Raw genomic sequence first — 23,401 nt, 5'->3', positions numbered from 1 at the left:
AAATAGCATTATGTTAGATGCTTGATTATTACATTTTTGTGATTGTGGACAAACAAAAATTTATGGATTCAAATATATGCAAACAGCTTTAGAGAGGAAAAAATACTAGATGATAAGCGGTATACGAACGAGTTTATCCTTATGGTTAGCCAGCATGTTCATAACGGTCATTTGCGTAGGCAACTCCGGATCTATTCAGCAATCTATATACATTGAAGGGCATGTGTTAACGGAAAACTTACAACCTATTCCAAATGTGAGCGTCGTGTTAAAACAGAATCAAAAAATAAAGACCAAAACGGATGCAGATGGGCACTTCGCACTTGCTGTCATTAGCGGACAGAATACGCTCGTGTTTACGCATACCAGCTACGATTTATTTGAAACGACCGTCAATATACATCACGATATAGATAAACGCCACTACAATATCTACCTTAAAGAAAAACGTATTGAGTTGCAGGAAGTCATTGTGTCCCATCATACCCTATCGAGCAACCAGCCGATCGAAAAAATAAAGATGGAGCACAAACAGATTGCCGGAGGAACCTCCGTTGCCGTAATGACCCCCGAAGTACAGCGTCTGGAAACGATCAAGGATGCCTTAAAATATGAGCCCGGCGTGGTGATACAAGAATTATTCGGTGCCAACGACCAACCACGTTTAAGCATAAGGGGTTCGGGTATCCAAAGCAATCCACAACGTCGGGGAGTGTACCTTTTGCAAGACGGTATCCCTACCAATTTTGCCGACGGCTCCTTTATTATCGGAGTCATGGATCCGGCAGTTTCGGAATCTATAGAAGTCTATAAAGGTGCAAATGCTTTGCGGTACGGCGCTTCCACCTTAGGTGGGGCAGTCAATTTCAACTCCCGGACAGGGCGACATTCCCCAGGCATACAAGTCAAAGCAGAAGCTGGTTCCTATGGCTACGGGCAATTGAATGCATTTCTAGGCGATGCTTGGGAAGACAAGGATGCTTTTCTTTCGATTTCAACGAGCAGACAGGACGGTTTCCGGCAACATAACCAGAACAGAAAACTAAATATCGCCGGCAACTTCGGTTATCGTATTTCGCCGAACATCGACAACCGTACCTACCTGAACTATTCTTATATCCACTTCGATGTCCCCGGACCTTTGACCATGTCTATGCTTCGGGATGATCCGAGCCAGATTAATACCGGAATCGCATTGCCCTACTATATGGGGCCAAATATTGCCCGCGACAAACCGGGTCGGGAAGCGGCTGTTATACGTATTGCAAACCGTACCGCCTTCCGTTTATCTGCCCAGACAGACCTCACCGCATCATTGTACTATCAGTATATTGACGACCGGTTTGCCTTTCCGATTGTATTGTCTACCAATCGCTCCTTTGGCAACGACTACGGCCTATCTATACAAACCGTACATCGCCGGCATAACGCTACCCTGACAGCCGGGCTGTTAGCGAGCAGCGGCCGTATCGATCGCCATGGACATATCAATAGGGACGGATTGGACTCCTATATGTTCAGCAAAGACAAACTAAATGCCTTGAACCTGACCCTTTATACCGAATACGCCCACAGGTTCAGTGATCGTTTTCATCTTATCGGGAATCTACAGGCCGTCACCAATGAACGTAATAGTAAAGATGTATTCCGTAACCCGGAGCTTCGGCCCTGGTACAGCCATTCATCACATAAATACCGCTATTTCCATTCAGAGGATATCTCGCTCGATCAGCGTTATTTTGCCTTTAATCCTCGGATAGGCGCTATATACAATACAGGAAATAACAACGACATCCAGTTTTTCGGTAACATCAGCCGTAGTTATGAACCACCGACATTTGACGAATTGGTGGGCACGAAAGTCGGCAGCAACATCAACACCAGTCCGAAAGAACTATTTGCTGTCAAGCTCGACAAACAATCATCCTATACGGCCGAGCTCGGTAGCCGTCATGAAGGTACACGATATGGCTGGAATATCTCCCTCTACCACTCCTGGGTAAAAAACGAACTGCTGGAGGTGAAAGACTTCGTCTTGGGCGTTAAACAAACCAAGAACTATCCAAATACGATTCACCAAGGCGTAGAAGCCGGGCTCATGGCGGTACCGATCCAGGGTTTATTGGACGTATCGGGCAAGGATCTCCTAATGCTCCGGGCCATGTACACTTTTAGTAATTTCTATTTTAACACGGGAGAATATAAGGGCAATAAACTTGCTGGCGTGCCACCACATTACCTTACAGGATCGGTAGAATACAGCTATCCCGGTAAGTTTTTCGTATCGCTAAACGCCGAAAGTCAGCCACAGAAAGCCCCGATCGATCACAGCAATACCGTGTACCAGCCCACATACACAGTTTTCGGTCTACGCTTAGGGGTTGAGGGGTGGAAAAACTTCTCCTTCTACATTGACGGCAAGAACATTCTGAATAAATCCTATGCATCGAGCTACGTCATCAGCGATCAGATACTGCTCCCCCCTATCCCCTTTCCACAATTTACCGTGGATAATTTGGCGTTTTTCATGCCGGGACAGAAGCGGGCTATCTATGTGGGATTAAGTTATACACTAAAATAAACAACAATAGAAAAAACGGAACACGAATAAAATGGCTATAGAACACAAATTAAACGAAAAACAAGGACACTGGATCCTAGCAAAGGTCGGCAAGAAAGTATTACGTCCCGGCGGACGCGAACTGACCAACATTCTGATGAAAAATATGCAGATCAACACGGCGGATGATGTTGTCGAATTTGCGCCCGGTTTGGGCTATACGGCAGCATTAGCCTGCTCGATGAAACCCAACAGCTATACAGGCATAGACAACAATAAAGCGGCGTCTGAACTCGCCCAGAAAAACGTGAATTATGACAAGATGAAAATGATTGTTGCTGATGCATCGGACACTACCTTGCCCGACGCCTGCGCCACCAAAGTATATGGCGAGGCGATGCTCACCATGCAACCTTTGGAACATAAAAAAGCGATTATCCAGGAAGCATCACGTATCCTGAAACCCGGTGGTTATTATGGTATCCACGAAATGGGTTTACAACCGGACAACATCTCGGAAGACATCAAACAAAGCGTCTATAAGGATCTTAGCACCAATATCCGCGTACACGCTCGTCCGCTAACCGTCCGGGAATGGTGTGCATTGTTACAGGACGAAGGCTTCGAAATCGTGAAGATAGACACGAATGCTATGGCGTTGCTGGAACCTAAACGTGTGCTACAGGACGAAGGCCTCATGGGCATGATCAAGATGATATGCAATATATTAACACATGCAGAACTGCGTAAACGCATCCTGTTGATGCGCCAGACTTTCCGCAGACATAAAAATGACATCAACTCCGTAGCGATTGTCGCGAGAAAAAGATGAATTTGAAACTTTGTTTTTTTGTATTGGCTGTTGTGCTGACAGCGTGTAGTAAGGATGAATACTATTCGCCAGATATTGGTGATAGCAACCTGCTGCCCGATCGTGGGGATTATCTCGACGAAGATTACGGTACGCAACGATACGCGCATGAAATATCGGGTGTATACGATAGTCAAATCGGCTTGATCTATTACGATGCAGAAACGCGAACCATTCCCCAACTCTATCTTACACGTGGGCAGCAGGATATCCATATCGATTCCCTCGGCAGTGGAGCGGTGCAGGTTTCTTTTGAGCGATTCAACACCTCCTTTATGCCTTTGGAGATGTCTATTCGGATCAAAAGCCTGTTGGAGGTAACTGCCGACACCATCTATCTACGGGGGACCGATGGTCTAGTGCGTACTGCTGATCCGGACGGTGAAATCGGTACACCCCTACCGGAGAGCGACGACGCAGAACTGGTGGGCAAGTATGTCCGTGCAACCAGTGAACTGGAATTGTTTATAGATCCGATGCTGCCGGTACCGATGAAGGCAAATATCGAAGGAAGCAAAAGATAAAAATAACCTATATGAAAGCAAAACTACTATATATCGCCACCCTGCTGATGCTGTTGAGCTCCTCCTGCAAACGAGAATTTGAAGATAACCTCAATTTTACGGAGGATATCGCCGCGGAAGTCTATGGTGATAACCAACTATTGTTCAGCAAGATATTTCAATTCGCGACCGGAAGCACATATTTGTGGTTCGATATCCGCAACGAGATCGCTAATTTCTCCAAACCGGCAATGAACTTAACCTATGTCCTGAATCCGGAAGGAGACCCAAGCGAACAATTGACCATGATCAAGCGAATTGACTTACGGGGCATGCTATACAGCTACGATGCGGAAAAAGAAGAGCTGACGATCTTGGATTATCCACTGGACATCGCTACGGGCACTGATATTCCTGCCGATATTGTTTTTAGCTTTTTCCGTAAACAGAAGGACGGATGTGAACTGACTACCGATCCAAACCAACGTCGGCAATGTGAGCGGACATTTGTCCTCCAAATCGACCGTATCGAATTCAAAGAGATTGATTTCGTCGTACCGGTAGAAACCGTCGTAAATTATGACCTGCGCACGCTGCGATTACAAAACTTAACCTTAGAGCTGTTCCTAACGAATTAAAGACATGACGACAACGAAAACCACGATCATATTAGCTGTTTTGACGATAGTAGGAACGGGCTCCATCTTAGCACAGCAACGGGATACTTTAAAAACGAAAACCGACACCTTAAAAAACCTGAAAATAGAGGAGGTTACTGTGGATGGACAGCACAAACGTGAAATTGGGTCTACCCGTATTGACCAGAAGCAGCTCGCCAAAGAGATGACCTCCGACATCCGCGACCTGATTCGATACACACCGGGTGTAGGCATCTCCTATTCGGGTACACGCGGCGGCAACCGGGGCTTTGCCATCCGTGGTGTAGAGGCTAACCGTGTCGCCATCAGTGTAGACGGTGTGCAGCAGCCCGAAATACATGAAAACATGGTGTTCAGTGCCTATGGGCTTTCCAACGCGTCCCGTATTGAATTCGATCCTTATTTCGTGTCGGCTATCGATATCCAGAAAGGGGCTTCTTCCTTTGCTGTCGGTTCCGGTGCTTTGGGTGGCGCCGTTAACTATACCACTAAACGAGTCAGCGACATCGTGCGCAAAGGACAGGAATACGGTGCATTGGCACAGCTCAACTACAACGGTAAAGACAACATGCGCATGTACCTCGCCGGCACCGGTGTCAAAAAAGGCCGTTGGGAAGGCCTGTTGATGTTTGCCGACCGCTATGGCAACGAACTCCGCAACTTCAGCTATGGCGAGCTCAACCGCAACGTCACCTCCACCCAGATCGACCCGATGGACTACCGCCAGCAAACCTTCCTTGCCAAGGCCGCTTTTGTACCCAACCTGCAGCATCGCATGGAGCTGTCTTACTACATGCTCAACAAAAGGGTAGACTCCGAAATTTGGTCGCAGGAACCGTTAGACATTTTCACCTCGGCCGATAAGCCTTATTATTATGGCCATGACCAATCATTGAGCCATTCCTACTCCCTGGGCTATACGTTTACGCCCCTGGAAGAACATTGGCTATCCAAAGCTTCCCTCACGGGGAACATCCAGAATACCCACCTCGATGCCGCCACCTGGTCAGAATATTACCGCCCGAACTTTGACGGCACAGGTAACTATGAACTGATATACGAGGGGAAACGCGATAAATACCGCGGACAGGAAATAAAGGATAAGATGCTCCGTGCCGACATTACGTTCCGTGAAATAGAAAGCAACTATCTCGGCTTACACCGCTTCGCCCTGGCTGCCAACGTGGCCAACAAATATAACGACAACCGGAATGTGGATGTAGAAAATCCATTCGCTTCCAACAAGATCGACGGTTATACCGTGCGGCAGGGTGTGCGCTACGAATTCGGGGAGTCCATGGGCAAATACATCAATGCCTACTCGTTCCAACGCCCGATCGACCGTCTCAACTACAGTGCATCGCTGATAGACAATATCCACGTTACACCACGGCTGACCTTGGATCTCGGTGTGCGTTACGACCGTTTCCACACCAAGGACAAAGACTGGGACTACAACAACGACCAGTATTATATGGACTACCTCATGCGCGACCTGGAAGGCGTTGAGTTGAACGATGCACCGATCGACGACACCGATGAGGGAGTCTCGTTTCTGGCAAGTGCGGGATACCGCCTCTTGGACTACCTTAACCTCAGCTACAAATTCTCGACCGGATACCGGGTACCGACCACCGAAGAACGCTATTTCCAATACTTCAACTCCTGGCCTTCGTTTCTGGTACTGTCTGACCGCGATTTGAAAGCGGAGACTTCTGTAAACCACGAGATCGAGGTTGCCGGCAATGGCCGTTTCGGTACGTATATGTTGAATTTTTACTACTCCGACTATGCTAACTTTATCGAGATCGAACGTGGGACCATTGCCGTGACCAGTCCGCTGGACAACAGCACCAAAAATCTATCGTACGTAAAAAACGTAAACCGCCGTTCGGCCGATCTCCGCGGTTTTGATGCCAAAGTACACCTCTTGCTAGAGGAAATATACGCTCCGTTTCGTGGCTTCGCCATCAACTCGGCCGTTAGTTACGCCAAAGGCGAAACATCCTACGGCACCAGTATGCTCGGCGTACAGCCCTTAACAGGGTTTGCGGGAATTGAGTACTTCTCACCCAATCAGAAGTGGAATGCCAACCTGGTCGGCAACTACTTCAAAGCAAAGGAACGCGACGAAACACGCTTTATAGAAAGCACAGCGACGAAAGAAATACAGCGTACATTCCCGGGATTGTTTTTGGAAGACAGCTACAGCTTTGATTTCTATGGCTCGTACCAGATTACCCCACGCTACGTCATCCGCGCCGGTGTATACAATATATTCGACAGTAAGTTTTGGCGGTGGGATGATTTACGTCAATTGACCAACCCGGCCTTGTTGCCCCATATCGAAAACTTCTTCCGCGAGGGAACGAAGACCATTACCCGGTTCTCGCAACCGAAACGGTATTTCAGCGTGAGTCTGGAGTTTAATATTTAATAGTTAAAAAAATGAAAAAGACAACAATATACCTCCTACTGCTCACAGCCTTTGCTGTGAACACATTCACTTCCTGCAAGGACACGCTGGATCTGGATGAGACCACCCTGCTGCTGCTGGACAAGCAGGAAAGACTGGACAAGCTGGATGAGCTCTTCGACCTTTCCTTTGAGCAGCCTTTGGAAGCCGAAAGCAATTACCGGCAGTTTGTACAATACGAACTCCTGACCGAGACACAGAATTTTCTAGACGACAGTGATGTGCAGTGGCGGAATGCCCGGACAGACCTGGTGGTGCGCATGAATGCGAACTTCGCGCGGGCATCTGCCGATATGCCGACGACGTTGTTCGACCTGTACAAAGCAAAGTTCGAGACCAACGTCCTGAACCGCACGCTATTGGGACAATCGCCGCAACAGCTCCGTTTTGACGAGCGTTTTGAACTGTTTAAGGCAAGGGTAACGGAAATCGACGCCTTTTTTGATGAAAAGATAGCCACTTTAAAACAAACCTTGACCGTCAATGAAAGCATCATCAACAAAAATTGGTTGCTCCGGAACAAAACCGTGGGCGGCACCACTGAAAATCCCTGGACGACCTTTATAGTCAACTTTGATTTTACCCTCCAGGCAGACAACGGAATGGATATCCAGAAGTTCTTCTTCTTTCCGTATATCCCGGTTCCAAACGGTTCCTTTTACACCCAACAGGACGAAAACCAATACAGCACACAGGGATTTGCTACCGCAGACTTGTTATCTCCGGCAGAATATAGGGTTTACGGCAACAAGATATTTTTCTATTTCCACCTGCGAAACACCCTAGACCCCAATCAGGAAGGTGTCGGCAAAGTCGAGCGCGAATGGGTATTTGAATACGAATATGCCGTACGAAGCAACAGCCTAACACTGTCCAAACCGAGGATGATACTGAGCATATATCCGCATTTATTGAAGGCCGAGCCCGGCGATGATATCTATACCCGATTCTATGCAGACGGGATAAAGGAATTTACGTTAAATCTTAATTGAAAATAATGATGAAGACAAGAAATATACTCTTTTTTGGATTAGCGTTATGGATGGTCACGGCCTGTAAAAAAGAAGATATTGTCGTGGAAAACACCACGATCACGCCAGACTTGAGCAATCCAGTCATCCAGAAAATCTCCAACCAGACGTGGCACAGAGATGCGGCATTAGGTTTAGAATCCATCAAATTGATATGGGAAAGCAAAGAGAATGTACCCAGCCCGTCGGAATCCATGGCTTCTTTCCTGTATGTTGCAGCTTTCCAAAACATGACACTCAATCGGGACGGTTCTTCCAACATGCTGTTCCGGCCTCCTTTTTTTCCGAATATCTACATCCACAACAAAGGTACCTGGCAGGTCGCAAAAACCGATGAAAACACCATCATACTGAATACCAAAACGCCGGTATCCAATAATACCGCCAAAATAAAAGTGTTGAACCTAGAAGCGCAGGACCAGGTTTCTACCCTAAAGGTGTCTATGGATTTTGGCAACAGGATGATCGATTTTAATTTAGCCAATAGTACCTCCAGCACGGATGCCGTTGAAATCAGTGCCGGAGATTTCCGTTGGCTGGAGCAGCAGACCGTGTCCACGGCAGCAATCAATGCCGCAGATTTTATAGGCACATGGGCTACGGCCAGCTATGACGAAGCCGTATCGGTCGGTAATGTAGCGGAAAAAGATATTATCCGCGTTACCCATATCGAAGATTTGCTTCTCTCTACGCCTACCTTGCTGTCTGGGCAGGCCTTTGACCTGCGGGCAGACGGCACGGCAACCATCGCCTACAAGGTGTTTGAACGTACTTTCGGTGCTGAATTTTTGGACATACTCCCTCCCGGAAAAACGCTGGCCTCAGACGCCACTTGGGAAGTCAAAGGAAACAAGATTTTCGTCCGAACCGACGAAGCTTTTTTTTACAGCATGGGGGAGTTGCTCTTTCACCTACCTGTATATGGCGAGAACCTGACAAAATTGGGCGTCGCACAGAATCTTCCCATACGCACGCAGAAACAACGGTACTACGCCATTGAGCTGATCGAGAAAATGGACGACGGCTTTTGGAGCCGGATCACGACCAACGATGCGATCTTTTACACCTTTTTATCCAAAGTACCTTTTGATGTCAATGAAACGATTAATATAAAATCGGCTTTTTAATACGTAAATACAGATGAACAAGATAAGCATATTCCTATTAACCATTTCTTTCCTCGCGGTACTGTCCTGTACCAAAGAAAGGCTGATCATTCAAGAAAACGAGCTGGAATTTGACGAGAATTCTTCCGAGTACCAGACCTATCAGGCAGAGCGGGCGATGGAATACATCCGTATGTTCCGCTTTGAAAAGCTGGGTGATATATTCAATAAATTAAATGACCCAGCTGTCCTCAAAAACCTGCAGGATAGCCTGCATAAATACAGGGGCATAGCGGAAACACAGGCACTGTACGTGGTGACGCCCGGAAACGACAGCTTATTCTTTATACCGCCCGAAAACAACAGCAACCCTACTTTAGGCGATGAGGTTTGGTTGGGCACCAATTTTCTGGCAAACTACACCAAAATGCCGAATGCCAGAGGTGTGGTGCAAGGCTTTAAAAATTATCCGAAGACTACCCTGTTTTATTTTTATAACCACCTCGGCACAGGTATAAAAGGATTGGAAGAAATGCCCGATATGAAACGCTTTACGTGGGGAGTTAGCCCTACAGATTTCGCTAGAGCATATCCAGACCAAGAGTTTGAATACGTACCGTTACAAGCAGACTTATCCGGTAGCCACAAACTGGAGGAAATACTCATATTTGGTATCCAATTAGGCAACATTACATATCCCCAGCACAAGCTGAAATCTTTTTCAAATAGTAATAATGGACTTGGTGGAGGCCTAAAAATGCCTTCGGGAAGTTTGGACGGGCTATGGGTTGAAAAGATGGTCGTTGGAGGGGAAGCAGATCCCGATTTTACCATGGCGGGCACCAAAACGGATAACCTGACATTCTACGCCGCCGTAAGAACCTTTGATGTCAGCAAATCCGAAATTAAAACCCTTACAGCCACGCAGGCAGAGAAACTGATACTGCATACCGGTATGGAGAACCTTACTGCTAATCTAGTTGAAAAATCTACCCTGCCCGATGGTCTTAAAACCCTAACATTGAGCGCCCGGAATTTAAAGGAAAACCTGACATTTCCAAAAAGTCTAAAAAGTTTGGCACTAAATAATTACACTTTTGAGCCTGCTTTTACAGATTTAGATCAAATGGACACATTGAAGATGTCTTTTTCTACAAATAATGACTACATCGGCTCTGATTACAACACACTTAAGATCAACACATTAAAACTACCTGCTTCACTCCGACATATTGCATTGAATAATGGCGGATATTACCAATTTGATATGGATGGTGTACAGTTTCCCCAATCCTTGCAATCTATTTATATCAGCGCAAGAATAAAAGCCGGCACCTGGGATCTGTCAAACCTGACCAATCTAAAAGAACTCCAGATTTATACGACGACTATACGGGATGGAGATATCGATCTGAAACTGCCGGCAAGCATAGAAAAAATAAATTTCAGCTCAACGACATTAGCGATCAATACACTAGACCTCAGCCGGACGACAAATCTTAATTATATGCACCTCGGTACCTTGGGAGGAGATAATACCGTAACACTCATACTTCCCCCGAACCTAAACGAGCATGCACTTATTAACGCATCAAATTATTTTGGGGGTTACAAACCTGTCAATTTAAAAACAGGCAGTACCATCATTAACAAACCGAGCTGGTTCGACCAATATGTCACTTATTATTAACAACGCAATAAATTAAATAGAAGCAATGAACAACTTAAAAAACACACTTTTCGTAACGATTGCATTTTTAGCACTAATTGCCACGCAGTCTTGTAGCAAAGACGACAACCCTTCTCCCGAACCAGAACCGGAAGAAACCGTCCAAAAAATAGAATTAGAAGGTATGTGGACAATAACGTCCGTCAATTTTCTGGATGAAACCGCCAACTGGGACAACGCAGTAGCTTTTACTTCTGAGAGCGGACTGGGCTGGGCCCCCAATATGTACGGCAAAACAATGGGTATCAACTTCCAGACGACAGCGGTGAACGATGAAAGCAACACAAAACTGGGCAGTAAATTCAGTTTTATTGTTGGTGAAGATCTTCCGTTGAGTGAGAGCGATAACTACTGGTACTGGAATTATGTAGATGAGCAAGAGAGTTTTGAGATGAAACAATTGGCTACCGCTACACTTCCCTATGATTTTTCTCTACTCGATATCAGCGATGTGAAAACAGAAAACGATGGAGACAAAATCGTTTTCCAAGCAAAAATAAATTCCCGTAAACCCGGTGGAGAGGCGACAGAAACCCTACAGGTTCCGGTAGAGATCAGCATCGCCAAAGGTACGCCTTCAGCCGGAGCAGCGATACTGCTAAAAGGCCATCCTTTTGTTATGCCTGAACTGGAACTGACCGAAGAAGAAAACCAGGCGGTGCTCATCGCAGAACTGCAAGAAGTCATGGGCTTTAACAGTAACGCTTTGTACAAGATGTATATGCCGGCGGAATATTATTGGATAACGACCATTGAAGGGGTGGATCTGGACAAAGCAACACTTATACTTCCTGCGGACGAGAGCAACCACATGCCTTCGGCTCCTTTTGTGGTCATTGACAAGAACAACACGCTCTTCCTCAACATAAGGGGCTATGGTTCGGGATATGAAAAATTTAAAGTATCAAAGGAGGGCGATATCTATACGTTATGGGGAGAACACGCAGACTGCACATTGTATGGTCAAACATATGCTGAAAATTCGACTTACCGTATTAAAGTAACTTTCGATACCGAAACAAAGGAAACCGTTGTACTTCGAGAGCTATTAAACGAAGGCATGGTTTATATAGACTACGCCATATCGTGGACGAAAGACCTTAGTATCACGACCACCAGCAGTTGGGAGGGTGGTTGGGATCCTTACGCCGGAGTTATAGAATTGTAGGTGTAAATAAAAACAGAAACTAAAAATGATAACATTCAAACACATCCTATGTATTTTCAGCGTATTTATACTGCTTCAGTACAGCTGTGGGAAGGATGATCCCGCACCCGAAGAAGAAACAACCATCAATGCCCCATCGGACATACAGATCACAACGGCCAACGATAAAGCGACCATCAGTGGCAAGGCAGATTCCGGCACGGAAGTTACCTTTCAATACGAGGGCACTAACGGGCAAGTCTTACGTAAAATCACAACAGATGCTTCCGGTAATTTCAGCTTTAGCATTGACCAGCTGGCGGATTACGAACAGCAATTGCAAGCGTTTGTGACAAAAGGCGATCTTGTATCCAAGACCGTCAAGCTCGATAAGATCGCCGCCAAAGCGGCTTATAACGAAGGCTGGCAGACCGCAAAGGCCCTGATACAGGCACATCGTTGGAAATCCGACCAAACGGTGTCCCGTGTTATTATCAAACAGACGGCTGCCACCCCACCTTACGATATATTTGCGACAGTGGCACAGAAGTATTTTGATTTCAAGGCAGACGGCACCTTCCATTTTGAGGTAACCAGTCCATTGCAGTTCACCCATGATACAGGAACCTGGGCTATCAATGAAGACGGAGTAATGACCATCAACACCGTCATTCCACTGGGGCCGATGAAAATCGAACATGCCAAGATCCAACACCTCGACGCCAATCGGTTGACCCTCTTGGCAAATATTTCGGATGGATTATTTTTGTTAAGCATGACGAGGGAGTAATGGAGAATGGAAAACCGAACGAAGTGAGCTCAACGAAGCTAATAGAGAATATGAAACACACAACAATATACAAATGGATGCTGCTATTTTTTATCGGCGTCAGCATCTCGTCCTGTTCCAAGGAAGATGACAACGACGGGCAGTCGCTTATCGAGCAATATGGGCTAGCTGGAACTTACACAGCACAGATTATACCATCATTTATGGGATCAAACCCGATGGCCAGCGGCGAACATACCGTATATTTCGAAGCACTTGGCGACGGGCGTTTACGTATGCTTTACGAGAAATTCCGGGCTGACCCCATGCCTTTTGAGATGACAGTTGATATAAACATGTCCGTCAAACAAGGACCAAACAACAGCATCTTATTGGAAGGAACTGGCGGTACTTTCAAGGCCCTGCCGCCAAAGGGTGAAGAGACTGATCCCGAAGACATACCCGACGGCATCCAGCTGCCTCCCGGATCAGAAGGAGGGGTATCTTCGGATCAAGCATCCATAACCGGCACCTATGCTGAAATAGAAAAAGATGGACAAAAAGCTTTACGCTACGATTTAAATTTGACACCGGGTGTACCGCTGCCGATAGAAATATTGATTTATACAAAAAACTAAAAAAATAGAATCAAACACATGAGTACAACAATTGAAACCGCATTGGTATCTAAACTTAAAGAACGTGTAGCATACAAAAAAGACGGTATCGTAAAAGAGATTATCAAAAAAAGTGATACCGGCCACATAATTATGTTCGCTTTTGATAAAGGGCAGGAACTTAAAGAGCACTCGGCTCCATTCGATGCAGTATTGCAGGCATTAGATGGAGAAGCACTGATCCACATCGCCGGCGAACCTCATATCGTAAAAGCCGGTGAAATGATTATCCTGCCGGCCACGATACCTCATGCGGTCGCTGCGACAACCGCTTTCAAGATGTTATTGACCTCAATCAGAGACTAAAACATGGCCATCTCTAGGCAACAAACGCATATCAGTTCATAATAAACTGATATGCTGTTTGTGATAAACCACATACCGGTTACAACAAACTGATATCCGTTTACAACATTCATCTACACAGACCGTATATTTTGTCTAGTCCTTCTACCGTAGATAGCATTAAAATATTTAGCTTTGCAGTTATACAACGTCAAAAACAAGCAAATTTTAACATATGCATTTTTTAGATATCGCCCAAAAAAGATATAGCACAAAAAAATATAATCCGAACGAAAAATTAGCAGAAGATATCGTCCAACAATTAAAGGAAATCTTACGGTTAAGCCCCTCCTCGATAAACAGCCAACCGTGGAAATTTACGATTATCTCTGATACAAAAATCAAAAGTGAGCTAGCGAAGGTATCCTATCATAATCTGGAAAAAATCAATCAGGCGAGTCACTTGGTTGTATTCAGTGTAATTGACAACGTAGAAAAATTTGAGAACGAGAACCTCTTGCAATTACCAGAAGGCGCGGTAAATTATTATCACCAACTCGTAAAACCGCTAGGCGAAGCCGGCATCAGAAATTGGATGCAGCACCAAGTTTACCTTTCGCTGGGCTTTTTCCTAGCAGGCTGCGCAAGCATGGGCATTGATTCTACGCCTATGGAAGGCATCCAATCGGATAAGTACGACGAAATATTGAAATATGATGGATATACGGCGTTATTTGCGGCAGCGATAGGCCATCGAGATGTAGCAGATTTTAACCAGCCTATGCTCAAACCAAAATTCCGGCGACCGTTAGAAGAGGTAATAGATCATATATAATTACCTCCCAAAAGCGAAATAAGCTGTCAATGCATGCTTCTTCCCTTTCAGCCAATTGGAGACCATCTCCATTCCTGTAACAGAAAAAGTAATACCATTGCCACCAAATCCTAACACGAAATAAGAATTTTTAAAATCTGGATGAACACCGATATAAGGTAATCCGTCCTTGGTTTGACCAAAAGTACCTGCCCATGCAAAATCCGTATAGAAAGGGACCTGAGGCAAGTATTTTTCAAATGATTTGTGTAGTTTCTGCTCTTTTTGCGCAATTAAAGCATCCCGTTTTGAGGGATTCCGAAATTCCTCATCTTCACCGCCGATAAGCATTCTGTCATCATCCGTCGTCCGCATATAATGATAAGGCGCCGCGGTATTCCATAACAATAGATCCTGATAACGTTTACTTTCCTTCGGCATCATCTCCGAAACGATGGCATACGTACTGATGAGATCGACAAATTTCTGCTTGATCATGGTTGCACTTTCATACCCTACGCAATATACGATTCTTTTACATTTGATCGTAATTCCCGTGGCGAGGATAACCTCGTTATGGCGGGCATGATGTTTTACCGTGGCGAGTTCTGTTTTATCGTATACTTCCAGGCCTTTTTTTGTATTATAACGGAGAAGCTCGTGAACAAATAAGAAGGCATCTATGCTAGCCCCCTGTTTAGATAATATACCGCCGTAAGCCTTTTGTAAACTATATTTTTGGAGTATGTCGCTCTCCGTCATCCATTGCACGTCAAACCCCGCTTTCTTTCGAGCTTCAAACTCCTTGGTTAACCAGGCTACATCCTTTTTCAGTGCTGCAAAATAGAGGGAATCTTTCTTTACAAAATCCGCTTTAGATTTTATTTTATGGGCGATTTCGCCCAGCTGGTCTATCGCACGGGAGCATGCTTTGTAGCTCGCGACAGCACCTTTGGGGCCAACCATTTCAATTAGTTTGTACAAAGGTGTATCAATTTCATATTGGAGCATCGAAGTGGTTGCAGACGAACTACCGTTGGCAATTTCGCGCTTATCGATCAACACTGTTTTATAGCCCTCCTCCACACATTGGTGGGCTATCAAACTACCTGTAATACCTCCCCCAACTACCAAAACGTCGCATGAAACATCTTGTCTCAAGGACGGAAAAGAACCAATTAGCCCGTTTTTTATCAACCAAAATGGCTCGCTTGACTTTAAATTCATAAATACCGATTTATAGCTTACGACAAATATAAACTATCGGTTTTATATTTCTTCATTAACCAAACTGACCATGAATATAATTGGCGGTCATTTCATTTTCCGGAGATCCAAAAATCTTCTGGGTAGGCCCTTCTTCTTTGATTTCTCCCAGATACAAGAAGACGGTTTTATCCGCTATACGCTGCGCCTGTTGCATGTTATGGGTCACAATCGCAATGGTGTACTTCTTTTTCAGATAGACAATCAATTCTTCAATTTTCAATGTACTGACAGGGTCAAGTGCCGAACAGGGTTCATCCATCAAGATAACCTCCGGCCGCAGCGCAACGGCTCTGGCGATACATAGACGTTGTTGCTGACCGCCCGAAAGCCGTGTCGCAGGCATCTTCAAATCGTTTTTTACCTCCTCCCATAAAAAAGCTTCCCGTAAGGCTTTCTCCACGATCGACTTATCACATGGCAAATTATTGATACGCAATCCATAGGCGATATTCTCATAAATACTTTTGGGAAAAGGATTGGCTTTCTGAAAAACCATACCGATTCGCTTACGGATTTGTGTAACCGGAACGGCTTTGGAATAAAGATCGAGATCCTCCAATTGTAATTTACCTGTTATCTTGGCATCGGGGGAAAGATCATGCATCCTATTAAAAGAGCGTAATAAAGTACTTTTCCCACAGCCGGAAGGACCGATTAAAGCCGTTATTTCATTTTCTATAAATTGTATATCAATATTTTTCAGCACTTGTTTAGTTCCGAAGCTGATATTCAAATTTTCAGCGGATAATTTTGTTTTCATGTCTATCGTATTTTACATCTCCGTTGCGTTCTTTCTATATTTAAAGCGGATATAGAAAGCCGTTAAATTCATAAAGAACACCACAATAATCAACACTAATGCCGTTCCGTAGGCTATCGGCCTTACCTCCTCAATGGACTGATGCTGTGTAGAAAGCATATAAAGGTGATAAGGCAATGCCATAAACTCTTGATCCAGGTAACCGCTCGAACTATTTATATAGAATGCTGCTCCGGTAAAAAGTATCGGGGCAGTTTCCCCTGCAGCGCGTGACAAGGTAAGCACGACCCCGGTGAGTATACCCGGCATAGCAGACGGCAGGATTACATCTTTAATTGTTTCAAACTTCGTGGCCCCCACAGCTAATGCCGCTTCCCGGGTGCTGTTGGGTATGCGCATCAAGGCTTCTTCTGTCGTGGTAATAATATAAGGCAGGGAAAGCAAACCCAACGTAAGCCCCGCCGCAAGCAGCGACGTCCCCAATTGCAGCGCTTGCACAAATAAAGCCAATCCAAATAATCCATAGATAATTGACGGCACTCCCGAAAGGTTACGGATGGAAGCCCTGATGGTACGTGTTAACCAGTTATCTTCGGCATATTCATTAAGATAGATTGCACAGCACACACCAAACGGGATCGCAAACAAGGCAGTCAGGAGCGTCAGCGCAACGGTGCCGATAATGGGCGTTAAAATCCCACCTTTGGTCATCCCCTCACTCGGAACTTTACTAATGAAATCCCAAGACAATTGACCTGCCCCTTTGGAAACAATTTCCCATATGACAACAACCAGGAAGAAACAGACCAGCAAGGTACTGATCAAAAGTGTGCCCCATTCAATAACAGTGGATATCTTCGACGACTTAAACAGCATGGTATTTTCTAAAACGGTTAATAAAATATTCACCCAACATATTGGCAGCCAATGTCATTAAAAATAATACGGTGGCTATGGCGTAAAGGGCAAAGTAATGTGTGGTTTGATAGGGCACCTCTCCCATCTCTATGGCAATTGTCGCCGTCATTGTTTTGACGGAGTCAAACATACCGGTTGGCAAAATGGATGCATTTCCGGTAGCCATTAAAACCGTCATTGTCTCTCCGATAGCTCTACCTACGCCCAACATAATCGCCGCGATGATACCTGGAGCCGCTGCTGGAATAATGACCTTACGCAGGGTTTGCCACTTGGTGGCGCCGACCGCATAACTCGCTTCTTTATAGGTTTTGGGCACCGCATGTATGGCATCTTCCGCAATGGTAATGATGGTCGGTAGTGCCATAACCGCCAGCAGAATAGCACCGTTCAACGCATTTAATCCGTTCGACAGGTCGGCTAAGTTTGCAATCCCAGGGCTTACGACGACAATACCTAAAAAACCGATGACAACAGAAGGAACTGCTGCCAACATTTCAATAGCAGGTTTCAATAGATTTTTTACACGTGGCGAGGCGTATTCTGCGATATAAGCTGCCGTACCTATCCCCAACGGAATAGCGATAAGCATCGCACCAAAAGTAACTAATGTCGTACTTAGAACTAAAGGTAGCATACCATATTTCGGGTTTGCGGCCGTTGGGCTCCATTCCATTCCGGTTATAAAGTCTAACGGTTTTACATCCATAAAAAATGAAAAGGAGTTGTACACCAACATGGCTAAAATACCACCTAATAGAAGCAATACCAGAAGTCCGGTTCCTTTAAATATAATCTTAAAAAGAATATCTAAGGATAAACGGGTTTTATATTTCATCCTGTTGATTATTTAATATATAATATCCATGCTCTTCAATGAGTTTTTTGCCTGTCGCGCTCCGTTCAAATGCAATAAAAGGACGGACCTTCTCCCAGGATTCCGCTAATACGAACTGGTACAGCGGCCGTTGAAAAAAATAGATCCGCTGATTAATTGCCTCTTGATCTAAAGGAGAAATGGCGTGCTCTCCTTCTTTTTCGATAATCTTCAATACTTTGATTCCCTGAGATGCAATAGGATCCTCGGCAACATAACCCGCCCCCACATAGCCGATCCCTGTTCGGTCTGCCTTTACTCCCTCAATAATTTGTGCATTACCCGTCATCTCTTTAGCCGCATTCGTAAATTCAATAGCTAGCTTTTTCTTAACAAATGAGTGTGTACCCGAACTACTCTGACGGCCATAAATATTAATAGGATAGTCTGCGTCGATTAATTCAGACCAGTTTGTAATGTTACCGCTTAAAATTTTACCCAACGTTTCGACCGTTATTTCGGCTATAGGCAAATCCTTGTGAACAACGAAAGCTGTAGCATCTTCCGCAAAGATGACAGTTTTCAACAGAATATTTTTTTTCTTAAACTGCTGTTGCTCTTCTTCCGAAAGAGGCCGCGACGAGTTCGCTATATCAGCCTGGCCATTTAAGAGGGATGTTATCCCTAATCCTGACCCCCCCCCCGAAATTGCAATACTGAAATTAGGATCTTGTTCCGTGAATTTTTCCGCTAGATTAACCGCTAGATTAACCTCCGTATCGGAGCCTTTCATTTTTATAGAGTTGTTGCCACCACTGCATGAAATACCTAACCAAGGAACAACCAAACCTACAAGTGGAAACCATTTTATTAGTCTCTGTTTCATTGGCACAAAAATGAATAACAAATATTAATAAATTGTTAACTTTATATTACGGTCTTAACGTACTCTGTATTTAATGTAAATATTATGTAAAAATTTTGTAAAGGTCGCTAATTTTGCGAGGTACCGATACAAAAACTGCTATTGTTCGAAGACAACGGCAGTTTTATTCCCGTCTTAATCATTGCGCACCTGCAAACAAGGACACCAAAATTACAAAAGCAGCGACTGCCCAACCTGCCCCATTTGTGGAAAAAGTAAAGGAGCCAAGAAATGCTTTGCTTCATTACGGCATTGATACTATCGAAAAGTTGCCGAAACATAATGAAAAAGATATACTTGCGTTGCACGGCATCGGAAAGGATTCTTTACCCGCGTTTAAAAAAGCGGGGTTAAATTTTAAAATCAGCTGAAATCATTCCGGCTACAAAAGTTGGAAAAGAGATAAGCTTCCATTAGGGGTTGTTATGGAATGAGCGATTGGAAAAAAATTATCGATCAATTCCACCACTTCGTCAAAATTTGTTTCTAACAACATATGTCCGTCCTCTAATATGTGAATTTGGACCCGTTCTAGGTCTCTACTATAGCATGCTTCTCTGTAGAAAATCTCAAGGCCATTTACGTGAACTGTCTTATTAACTATTTGTCTCTTCATGGTTATCTTAAATATTGTGATTCATTTTTATACCACCTCGTTAAAATTAAATAAAAGAAAGCGCAGATTGCGGAAAAAATTCGGAGTTCCTTCGGACGCGGATTTCAATAGCTGGATGCATGGATTGGTTGATACTTAAATTCCTTCGTTATCAACGGCTATATCACGAACTTCTGAAATTGAAGCTGCAAGCCCGCAAAACCATTCTGATGGACAGTGTCAGCCTACTCCCCGATATGATTGCCGAAGCCCGGTTAAGTTTGTAGAGCCTTAAAGATGTTCTTTAATGTCCTGCTTTTTAATATATAATTCGTCAGTAAGAACCATCATGATCACCAATATTGGTGTCGCCAGTATCACTCCCCATGCGCCAAGCCATATACCTACAAAAACTTGGGAGATAATAATCAATGCCGGAGGCGTTTTTATGAGCTCCTGCTGAACTAGGGGTGTAATAAAATTACTTTCTACGAGCTGTACCAAGCCGTATAATAAAATTACCCATAGTGCTGTTGTGGGCGACTGCGACAGTGCTACCAGCGCTGCGGGTATGAGCGCTATGACGGGACCAAAGTTTGGGATGAAACTTAAAAGCCCTGCAATTAATGCCAGGATAAGCCATAAATCTAAGCCTAGTGATAATAGGCCGATGCTCGTCAGTACAAAGACGACAAACATCGAGAATAGCATACCTTTTAACCAAGATCTAAGATTTCCGGCGATGAGGTCGATAATGCGACGGCCCTCGCCTCGCGCTCGAGCGGGTAATAACTTTACCATACCTCTTTTGTAGATCTCCGGAGTCGCGGTAAAAAAGATGCCAATAAATAGTACAACGTAAATATCGCCGAAGAGGCCCAATGTACTGTTAAAGAAACCGGAAAGCATTGGCGTAACTTTTTGTAGCATTTCTGATGACTGTACTTGCTGATAGACAGATTTCAACGTCTCGTCCTGTTGCATATATTTTTTAGCATCGCCAACCAAGCCCGGAATTTGCTCTGAAAACTGTACAGCTTCATTTGCTACACGACTTCCGATCAAAAATGATATCCCAAAAAGGAAAACAATCGTTATAAGCACAGAAGCGACAAGGGACCACTTCGCCGTCATTTTTGTCATACGACCGATCAACTCAGCAAAACCATGAAAATAGATAGACATAATGGCTCCGGCAAGGATGAATAGAAATACATTTATGGCCTTCCAGCATAGCAATAGCACTACTACGACCGATGCCGTAACTCCAACAATTGTCCAAATCTTATTTAACGAAATGGTTTTTCCATTTAACGATTTTTCTTTATTTTCCACTAGTTTTCGCTGCTATGTTTACACTTTCTTCTACATCAACAACGGGCATGCTGAATAGTTTTAAAATCCTCTGCCGGAAGACACGTTCTTTCAAGGCATGTATAAAACTTTTTATGATGCTAGGTTTTGTTTCCCTAGTATGGCAGCGTCTTTTCATTTTCACAATACGTCTTTAAACGATAGAGGAACATCGCCCAATTATTGCTGCACCACCTATAGTCGTCAGTCAGTTCTTTCCAATTATAATGTCTGAGTACGACGGTTGTAGTATTGTTTTTTTCTGAAAGCTCAAAAGAAATTCCCGCCCCTACCCATTCCTCATCAGATGCTAACTACCTATTACTTTCGTACCATCGGATTGTATTGTTATGGTATGATTTGTTTCATCGGGCGGACAGGAACTGTTGTTTGTTTTCACTTGGCCGGACACCAAATTTCTGCCGAAATACATTGGAGAATGAACGTAGATCATCGTTAGGATCTCCCGTGCTACGGTATTTTCCCTAAAGTCCTGTTACATAAGCCTTGTCGTTCAGTATATCGTAATACTTAAATACAACATTTCCGTTGTTAAAGTGAAGCTGTGAAATGCTCAGTGTCATTAGATCATCCTCACCTTTCATTATAATATCGTGTGAGACGTTGAGGCCGTGTTTCGTGCTATGAAATGCTAAGATGTTCCTCCCGTTTACGTCTTTAAATTTCTTTATCCAATCTTCAAATAATGCTGTCCGTTGTAATTGAATTTTGGAATTGTACAACGTAGCGGAAGACCAAATTTGACTTTTGCGAATGTCCAACTGTCTTAGATGCTTGCTTGTACCGTCCCACCTGAACTCTGTGAACTCAGACGTAATGCCTGGTAGGTGAATAAGGCTGATTATGGTAAATGGTTCTACGCCATTCAGATTGACTACATTTGAGAACTCGTACATACTTTTGTGTTTAAAACTCTCCAGAAGGATCAGACCGCGGCTCCGCCTATAGCTTTTCTGCTTCACATGGTTATGGAATGCTCCGTTTAAAAGACAGGCAGTGCGACCGTTATAGCCGGCAGCAATCCAGGTTCCACCTGCTATTTCATCCTTCGGATAAATGAGATCGATGCCATCAATTCGATGTTTCATTGGGGGTATAGTGGCTCTGCTCGCTTTCTCATCTCTGCTTGATGTGAAATAAAAACCATCTAAGGTTGGTATGTAGGTTACTGTGCACATCTGTTCAATTGAACCTGTGATAGCTTGCCGAGCAGACCGTTTATTTCTAATAGGTTATTCGTGATGTAATACGTCATCTTTTTACTTCTTTAACTATTTAAACTAGAATATCAGGCCTCTTACCTCCGACGGAAGTCTTACGGGAGGTGCAAAGGTTTCTTTTTTGATTTGTTGTCTCCATGATTTCTAATGTTCAGTGACTATACTATATTGTATACTTACTATATAGTATCACCCAAGGCATCAAAAAGTTTTACAATTTTTCAGTTCCTTATACCGTAGCACTTTCTTCTTTAAAAAACTATATGCTGCTGTTATCCCTAAAGATTTGTTACGAACTGTACTTTCTGGTTTAAATGTTACACCGGGCACGAGATCTTGCATCAATGCCATGCTGTCGTATTAAAGAAGATTCTTCGACAGATCATAATATTTTACATCCTAACTATTTAATATTCAAAACAGAATCATTATCTTTGCGGACTTTAAAAAATTAATTTTAATAAATTAAAAACAAAAACAGGTAAATGCCTACTATTCAGCAATTAGTTAGAAAAGGTAGAGTAGCTCTGGAAGACAAGAGTAAGTCTCCAGCGTTGGACTCATGTCCACAGCGAAGAGGTGTGTGTACCCGTGTATACACGACTACCCCTAAAAAACCAAACTCAGCAATGCGTAAAGTCGCTCGTGTACGTCTTACCAATGGTAAAGAGGTGAATGCTTACATCCCTGGTGAAGGACACAACTTACAAGAGCACTCTATCGTGTTAATCCGTGGCGGTCGGGTGAAAGACTTACCAGGTGTTCGTTACCACATTATCCGTGGTGCTTTGGATACTTCTGGTGTTAACGGTCGTAACCAACGTCGTTCTAAATACGGAACTAAGCGTCCTAAACCAGGACAAGCTGCAGCTCCGGCAAAAGGTAAAAAATAATTA

At 44.1% G+C, this 23,401-nt stretch carries 23 protein-coding genes; 16 read left to right on the top strand and 7 right to left on the bottom strand.

What is annotated here, in order from left to right; all coding sequences use genetic code 11:
- Positions 1 to 109 precede the first annotated feature (109 nt).
- From H8B06_RS00935 to H8B06_RS00875, 13 genes are all read left to right on the top strand, one after another.
- The gene (locus tag H8B06_RS00935; protein ID WP_190992399.1) at positions 110 to 2,581 is read left to right on the top strand and encodes a TonB-dependent receptor domain-containing protein; all 2,472 of its coding nucleotides are present in this window, start codon (positions 110 to 112) and stop codon (positions 2,579 to 2,581) included.
- Positions 2,582 to 2,612: 31 nt separating this feature from the next.
- Positions 2,613 to 3,392, top strand: coding sequence for a class I SAM-dependent methyltransferase (locus H8B06_RS00930; RefSeq protein WP_190992398.1), 780 nt, complete (start codon positions 2,613 to 2,615; stop codon positions 3,390 to 3,392).
- Complete coding sequence (locus tag H8B06_RS00925; protein ID WP_190992397.1) at positions 3,389 to 3,955, top strand: hypothetical protein; 567 nt, start codon at positions 3,389 to 3,391, stop codon at positions 3,953 to 3,955. Before H8B06_RS00930 ends, H8B06_RS00925 begins: the two co-directional genes overlap by 4 nt.
- Before the next feature lie 11 nt (positions 3,956 to 3,966).
- On the top strand, positions 3,967 to 4,572 hold the full coding sequence (locus tag H8B06_RS00920; RefSeq protein WP_190992396.1) for a hypothetical protein: 606 nt from the start codon (positions 3,967 to 3,969) through the stop codon (positions 4,570 to 4,572).
- A 4-nt stretch (positions 4,573 to 4,576) separates the two neighbouring features.
- Positions 4,577 to 7,030, top strand: coding sequence for a TonB-dependent hemoglobin/transferrin/lactoferrin family receptor (locus tag H8B06_RS00915; RefSeq protein WP_190992395.1), 2,454 nt, complete (start codon positions 4,577 to 4,579; stop codon positions 7,028 to 7,030).
- An 11-nt stretch (positions 7,031 to 7,041) separates the two neighbouring features.
- Positions 7,042 to 8,061, top strand: a complete 1,020-nt coding sequence (locus H8B06_RS00910; protein ID WP_190992394.1) for a hypothetical protein — start codon at positions 7,042 to 7,044, stop codon at positions 8,059 to 8,061.
- 5 nt (positions 8,062 to 8,066) lie between these two features.
- On the top strand, positions 8,067 to 9,227 hold the full coding sequence (locus H8B06_RS00905; RefSeq protein ID WP_190992393.1) for a hypothetical protein: 1,161 nt from the start codon (positions 8,067 to 8,069) through the stop codon (positions 9,225 to 9,227).
- Positions 9,228 to 9,240: 13 nt separating this feature from the next.
- Positions 9,241 to 10,896: a hypothetical protein gene (locus H8B06_RS00900; protein WP_190992392.1), complete on the top strand. Its 1,656-nt coding sequence runs from the start codon at positions 9,241 to 9,243 to the stop codon at positions 10,894 to 10,896.
- Positions 10,897 to 10,921: 25 nt separating this feature from the next.
- Positions 10,922 to 12,103: a hypothetical protein gene (locus tag H8B06_RS00895; RefSeq protein WP_190992391.1), complete on the top strand. Its 1,182-nt coding sequence runs from the start codon at positions 10,922 to 10,924 to the stop codon at positions 12,101 to 12,103.
- A gap of 25 nt (positions 12,104 to 12,128) precedes the next feature.
- Positions 12,129 to 12,872 carry an Ig-like domain-containing protein gene (locus H8B06_RS00890; protein WP_190992390.1) on the top strand — a complete coding sequence of 248 codons (744 nt, stop codon included), beginning with the start codon at positions 12,129 to 12,131 and terminating at the stop codon, positions 12,870 to 12,872.
- A 50-nt stretch (positions 12,873 to 12,922) separates the two neighbouring features.
- Positions 12,923 to 13,489, top strand: a complete 567-nt coding sequence (locus H8B06_RS00885) for a hypothetical protein (protein WP_190992389.1) — start codon at positions 12,923 to 12,925, stop codon at positions 13,487 to 13,489.
- Positions 13,490 to 13,507: 18 nt separating this feature from the next.
- Positions 13,508 to 13,834, top strand: a complete 327-nt coding sequence (locus H8B06_RS00880) for a cupin domain-containing protein (protein WP_190992388.1) — start codon at positions 13,508 to 13,510, stop codon at positions 13,832 to 13,834.
- 214 nt (positions 13,835 to 14,048) lie between these two features.
- Positions 14,049 to 14,648, top strand: a complete 600-nt coding sequence (locus H8B06_RS00875) for a nitroreductase family protein (RefSeq protein WP_190992387.1) — start codon at positions 14,049 to 14,051, stop codon at positions 14,646 to 14,648.
- Here H8B06_RS00875 and H8B06_RS00870 read toward each other — a convergent pair whose 3' ends face one another.
- Genes H8B06_RS00870 through H8B06_RS00850 form a run of 5 tightly spaced genes read right to left on the bottom strand, consistent with a single transcriptional unit; the run spans position 14,649 to position 19,277 of the window.
- Positions 14,649 to 15,854 (bottom strand): NAD(P)/FAD-dependent oxidoreductase, encoded by a 1,206-nt coding sequence (locus H8B06_RS00870; RefSeq protein WP_190992386.1) that lies wholly within the window; start codon positions 15,852 to 15,854, stop codon positions 14,649 to 14,651.
- Between the two features lie 55 nt (positions 15,855 to 15,909).
- A complete protein-coding gene (pstB, locus tag H8B06_RS00865; protein WP_190992385.1) occupies positions 15,910 to 16,656 on the bottom strand; it encodes a phosphate ABC transporter ATP-binding protein PstB in 747 nt (248 codons plus the stop codon).
- Positions 16,657 to 16,668: 12 nt separating this feature from the next.
- Positions 16,669 to 17,532, bottom strand: coding sequence for a phosphate ABC transporter permease PstA (gene pstA / locus H8B06_RS00860; protein WP_190992711.1), 864 nt, complete (start codon positions 17,530 to 17,532; stop codon positions 16,669 to 16,671).
- Positions 17,522 to 18,412: a phosphate ABC transporter permease subunit PstC gene (pstC, locus tag H8B06_RS00855; protein ID WP_190992384.1), complete on the bottom strand. Its 891-nt coding sequence runs from the start codon at positions 18,410 to 18,412 to the stop codon at positions 17,522 to 17,524. The genes pstA and pstC overlap by 11 nt, the downstream gene beginning before the upstream one ends.
- Entirely contained in the window at positions 18,402 to 19,277 is an 876-nt protein-coding gene (locus H8B06_RS00850; protein WP_190992383.1) for a substrate-binding domain-containing protein, read from the bottom strand. The genes pstC and H8B06_RS00850 overlap by 11 nt, the downstream gene beginning before the upstream one ends.
- Before the next feature lie 245 nt (positions 19,278 to 19,522).
- Here H8B06_RS00850 and H8B06_RS00845 point away from each other — a divergent pair, with 245 nt between their 5' ends.
- Positions 19,523 to 19,687: a helix-hairpin-helix domain-containing protein gene (locus tag H8B06_RS00845; protein ID WP_223857399.1), complete on the top strand. Its 165-nt coding sequence runs from the start codon at positions 19,523 to 19,525 to the stop codon at positions 19,685 to 19,687.
- A gap of 364 nt (positions 19,688 to 20,051) precedes the next feature.
- Positions 20,052 to 20,198 carry a hypothetical protein gene (locus H8B06_RS00840; protein ID WP_190992382.1) on the top strand — a complete coding sequence of 49 codons (147 nt, stop codon included), beginning with the start codon at positions 20,052 to 20,054 and terminating at the stop codon, positions 20,196 to 20,198.
- Positions 20,199 to 20,202: 4 nt separating this feature from the next.
- Here H8B06_RS00840 and H8B06_RS00835 read toward each other — a convergent pair whose 3' ends face one another.
- Together H8B06_RS00835 and H8B06_RS00830 are read right to left on the bottom strand one after the other, a co-directional pair.
- Positions 20,203 to 21,246 carry an AI-2E family transporter gene (locus H8B06_RS00835; protein ID WP_190992381.1) on the bottom strand — a complete coding sequence of 348 codons (1,044 nt, stop codon included), beginning with the start codon at positions 21,244 to 21,246 and terminating at the stop codon, positions 20,203 to 20,205.
- A gap of 503 nt (positions 21,247 to 21,749) precedes the next feature.
- Complete coding sequence (locus H8B06_RS00830) at positions 21,750 to 22,463, bottom strand: NRDE family protein (RefSeq protein WP_190992380.1); 714 nt, start codon at positions 22,461 to 22,463, stop codon at positions 21,750 to 21,752.
- A gap of 527 nt (positions 22,464 to 22,990) precedes the next feature.
- On the opposite strand from H8B06_RS00830, the gene rpsL reads away from it, so the two are divergent.
- Entirely contained in the window at positions 22,991 to 23,398 is a 408-nt protein-coding gene (gene rpsL / locus H8B06_RS00825) for a 30S ribosomal protein S12 (protein ID WP_130140989.1), read from the top strand.
- Positions 23,399 to 23,401: the final 3 nt, after the last annotated feature.

It is taken from the genome of Sphingobacterium micropteri, assembly GCF_014692515.1.
Classification (GTDB): domain Bacteria; phylum Bacteroidota; class Bacteroidia; order Sphingobacteriales; family Sphingobacteriaceae; genus Sphingobacterium; species Sphingobacterium micropteri.
Note: the sequence above shows the minus strand (reverse complement) of the source record. Positions and strands in the feature narration are given on the sequence as shown.

Coding starts and splice junctions, on each gene's coding strand:
- H8B06_RS00935 (WP_190992399.1), top strand. CDS start 110: ATGATAAGCGGTATACGAACGAGTTTATCCTTATGGTTAGCCAGCATG.
- H8B06_RS00930 (WP_190992398.1), top strand. CDS start 2,613: ATGGCTATAGAACACAAATTAAACGAAAAACAAGGACACTGGATCCTA.
- H8B06_RS00925 (WP_190992397.1), top strand. CDS start 3,389: ATGAATTTGAAACTTTGTTTTTTTGTATTGGCTGTTGTGCTGACAGCG.
- H8B06_RS00920 (WP_190992396.1), top strand. CDS start 3,967: ATGAAAGCAAAACTACTATATATCGCCACCCTGCTGATGCTGTTGAGC.
- H8B06_RS00915 (WP_190992395.1), top strand. CDS start 4,577: ATGACGACAACGAAAACCACGATCATATTAGCTGTTTTGACGATAGTA.
- H8B06_RS00910 (WP_190992394.1), top strand. CDS start 7,042: ATGAAAAAGACAACAATATACCTCCTACTGCTCACAGCCTTTGCTGTG.
- H8B06_RS00905 (WP_190992393.1), top strand. CDS start 8,067: ATGATGAAGACAAGAAATATACTCTTTTTTGGATTAGCGTTATGGATG.
- H8B06_RS00900 (WP_190992392.1), top strand. CDS start 9,241: ATGAACAAGATAAGCATATTCCTATTAACCATTTCTTTCCTCGCGGTA.
- H8B06_RS00895 (WP_190992391.1), top strand. CDS start 10,922: ATGAACAACTTAAAAAACACACTTTTCGTAACGATTGCATTTTTAGCA.
- H8B06_RS00890 (WP_190992390.1), top strand. CDS start 12,129: ATGATAACATTCAAACACATCCTATGTATTTTCAGCGTATTTATACTG.
- H8B06_RS00885 (WP_190992389.1), top strand. CDS start 12,923: ATGAAACACACAACAATATACAAATGGATGCTGCTATTTTTTATCGGC.
- H8B06_RS00880 (WP_190992388.1), top strand. CDS start 13,508: ATGAGTACAACAATTGAAACCGCATTGGTATCTAAACTTAAAGAACGT.
- H8B06_RS00875 (WP_190992387.1), top strand. CDS start 14,049: ATGCATTTTTTAGATATCGCCCAAAAAAGATATAGCACAAAAAAATAT.
- H8B06_RS00870 (WP_190992386.1), bottom strand. CDS start 15,854: ATGAATTTAAAGTCAAGCGAGCCATTTTGGTTGATAAAAAACGGGCTA.
- pstB (WP_190992385.1), bottom strand. CDS start 16,656: ATGAAAACAAAATTATCCGCTGAAAATTTGAATATCAGCTTCGGAACT.
- pstA (WP_190992711.1), bottom strand. CDS start 17,532: ATGCTGTTTAAGTCGTCGAAGATATCCACTGTTATTGAATGGGGCACA.
- pstC (WP_190992384.1), bottom strand. CDS start 18,412: ATGAAATATAAAACCCGTTTATCCTTAGATATTCTTTTTAAGATTATA.
- H8B06_RS00850 (WP_190992383.1), bottom strand. CDS start 19,277: ATGAAACAGAGACTAATAAAATGGTTTCCACTTGTAGGTTTGGTTGTT.
- H8B06_RS00840 (WP_190992382.1), top strand. CDS start 20,052: ATGGATTGGTTGATACTTAAATTCCTTCGTTATCAACGGCTATATCAC.
- H8B06_RS00830 (WP_190992380.1), bottom strand. CDS start 22,463: ATGTGCACAGTAACCTACATACCAACCTTAGATGGTTTTTATTTCACA.
- rpsL (WP_130140989.1), top strand. CDS start 22,991: ATGCCTACTATTCAGCAATTAGTTAGAAAAGGTAGAGTAGCTCTGGAA.